The organism is Frankia sp. CeCAU1 (assembly GCF_977971845.1).
In genome coordinates, this window is sequence record NZ_CDWWXA010000243.1 from 1 (window position 1) to 2814 (window position 2814).

At 69.4% G+C, this 2814-nt stretch carries 3 protein-coding genes; 1 reads left to right on the forward strand and 2 read right to left on the reverse strand.

Annotated elements, in window-relative coordinates; genetic code table 11:
- Window positions 1–678, reverse strand: a 678-nt coding sequence (locus AC08OO_RS22965; protein WP_476619072.1) for an IS66 family transposase, incomplete at its 3' end; no start/stop codon positions are given.
- Between AC08OO_RS22965 and AC08OO_RS22970 the strand changes: the two genes are divergently transcribed.
- Complete coding sequence (locus tag AC08OO_RS22970; RefSeq protein ID WP_476619073.1) at window positions 677–2050, forward strand: IS256 family transposase; 1374 nt, start codon at window positions 677–679, stop codon at window positions 2048–2050. The genes AC08OO_RS22965 and AC08OO_RS22970 overlap by 2 nt on opposite strands.
- Window positions 2051–2507: 457 nt before the next feature.
- On the opposite strand, the gene AC08OO_RS22975 is transcribed toward AC08OO_RS22970, so the two are convergent.
- On the reverse strand, window positions 2508–2814 hold a 307-nt coding region (locus AC08OO_RS22975; RefSeq protein ID WP_476619070.1), incomplete at its 5' end, for an IS66 family transposase.

The window sequence follows — 2814 nt, forward strand, 5'->3', positions numbered from 1 at the left end:
GGGCGACGGTGGGTGGTGGTATCTCCAGGGGGTGCCGCGGAACGCGAGGCGTAGGGCGTGTAGGGCGTGTAGGGCGTGCAGGGCGGGGGCGCCGTGTTTGCGGGTGGTGGACAGGTAGCTGGCGATCTGGAGGCGGCAGGCGGTCACGGCCGCGGAGGTGAGCCGGCCGGAGATCTTCTGCTGGGTCTTGAACGGCCGGAGGTCGCGGTCACTCTGGTTGTTCGTGGGCCACACGTCGAGGTCGAAGACGAAGCGGAGCACGTCGTCTTGGCGGTCGCGCAGGCATTCGAGCAGGCAGCGGCCGACCGGCTGCTTGGCGCCCTTCTCGGCCGCGGGGACGTCCCTGAGCCCGACGCGGACCGCGCCGCGGTACTCGGCGACCAGCGGGTCGCGCAGCGCGGCGGGGACCTCGGCCAGCCCGGCCGCGCGGGCGAGGTTGGCCTGGTGGACCAGGCCGCGCAACGCCTGCTGGAGCTGGACCGGCCACACCGCCTCCGGGTAGGTCTCGACGGCGTCCTGGAGGTCACCCAGCAGATGGCTGACACAGAGTTGGTGCAGGAAACCGACGAACTCCTTCGGCGGAGCCTGTCCAATGGTCTGTGTGCAAGGAGGTGGGCATGAGCTGGGGCGTCGGGCGTAGACGCGGCGTCTTGGGAGGAGGTCTCCGATGTCGGTGATGAGTGGTGACCGGCCGCCGGTGGCGGCGGGTCAGAAGCCGGTCGTGGAGGGTTCAGCGGTCTCGGCCCGGGAGCTGGCCGAGGGGCCGTGGTTGGACGCGTTGTTTGATCGGGTGGACGCGGAGGGGCTGCGGTTGACCGGCGACGGCGGTTTCCTGCCGGAGTTGGTGCGGGCGCTGCTGGAACGCGGCCTTGCGGTGGAACTGTCCGACCATCTTGGCTATGAGAAGGGGGATCGGTCGGGGTGGGGTGGCCCGAACTGCCGCAACGGCACCACGGGGAAGACGCTGCAGACCGAGGTGGGCCCTGTCCCGGTCGGCACACCACGGGACCGGGCGGGTTCGTTCGAGCCGCGGCTGGTTCCCAAGGGCAGCCGGCGGCTGTCCGGCGGCCTCGACGAGATGATCATCTCGTTGTATGCGGGTGGGATGACCGTTCGGGACATTCAGCATCATCTGGCGCGGACGGTGGGTACCGAGCTGTCCCGGGAGACCATCAGCAAGATCACGGATGGGGTGGTGGAAGAGGTCCGGGCCTGGCAGTCGGCGCCGTTGGAACCGGTCTATCCGATCCTCTGTATCGACGCGCTGTGGGTGAAGGTCCGCGACGGCCATACGGTGGTCAACAAGGCCGCGTACCTGGTCGTCGGGGTGGACTGTGACGGGGTCAGGCATGTGCTGGGCATCTGGGTGCAGTCCAGTGAGGGTGCGAAGTTCTGGCTGGGGGTGCTGACCGAGCTGGCCAACCGTGGCGTGCGCGATGTGCTCATCGCGTGCTGCGACGGGGTGGTGGGGCTGCCCGAGGCGATCGAGGCGACCTGGCCACACACCGTGGTCCAGACCTGTGTCGTGCATCTGATCCGCGCGTCGCTGCGGTATGTCTCCTACACCGACCGCAGGCCGATGGCCCGGCTGCTGCGGACCGTCTACACGGCGCCGACCGTCGAGGCGGCCGAGGACGCGCTGCTGGCCCTGACCGAGCATGAGCTGGGCCGTCGCTACCCGGCGGCGGTCGCGGTGTGGGAACGGGCCTGGGAGCGGTTCATCCCGTTCCTGGCGTTCCCGGCGGCGGTGCGGCGGATCATCTACACGACGAACAGCATCGAGAGCCTGAACTACCAGCTTCGGAAAATCATCAAGAACCGGGGGCATTTCCCCACCGACGACGCGGTCGTCAAGCTGCTGTGGCTGGCGATCCGGGACATCGAGGACAAACGCGCCCGAGCCCGTCAGGCCGAACGCGGCAAGCCGGCCAGCCGACGCAACGCGCCGGGCCGGCTCGTCGAAGGCGCCACCACCCAGCACTGGCGCCAGGCGTTGAACGCGCTTGCGCTCGCCTATCCCGGCCGGCTGCCCGAACAGTACCTCCACTGACCGCGCCCGCCCACGGCAAGGAGGAGCTCACCGTGCAGACAGAACACCGAAGAAGGAGGCGGTTTCGCCGCCGCCCATCCCCCGCACCGCACAGCCACCGCCGTGGCCGGGATGCGCCGCGCGCGGTACGGGGCCGCCTCTCCGGCCTCAAGGGTCGCTACGCGATCGCTGACGCGACGGCCCTGCGGGCCGCCCTTGACCCCGAAGACCTCTGCGGCCCCTGGGGTCAGGGCACAGGGGCAGGCGGGACCTGCCCCAGCACAGCGCGCGGCGCGCCCGCGAGATCACAAAGCCTAAAGATGATCTAGTATCGGCAAGCAGGGAGAACAGGAACCACCCCGCACACAGAGAACTTGACAGCACCCGACGAACTCCTTCGGCGTCGTAGAGGGCGTAACGGTCGTGGACGACGACCCCGAGCATCCGGCCGAGCAGGAACAGCCGGAAACTCGCCTTGTCACGGCCTCCCAGCATGAACAGGCTCGAACAGCAGCGTCGACGCCGAGAGCACGTAGCGTTTCTCGCCCTTCGGCCCGACCTTCAGCGGGGTCTCGTCGAACCCGACGACCTTCTCCGCGGCGATCCACTGTTCGATCGCGTCGACCGGCTCGGCGAGCGCGTCCGCTCCCAGGGCCAGCAGCGAATGCAGCCAGCCCACCGAGACCTCCACCCCACACAGCTCGGCGATCGCCTCCCAGGCCCGCTCGACCGGCAGGTACTGGCGGACCAGGAAGTACAGCGCGAGCGCACGCAACTCCGGCCCG

Bases quoted from the DNA above. Each gene is read 5' to 3' on its own strand.
- AC08OO_RS22970 (WP_476619073.1), top strand. From the start codon at position 677: ATGAGTGGTGACCGGCCGCCGGTGGCGGCGGGTCAGAAGCCGGTCGTG.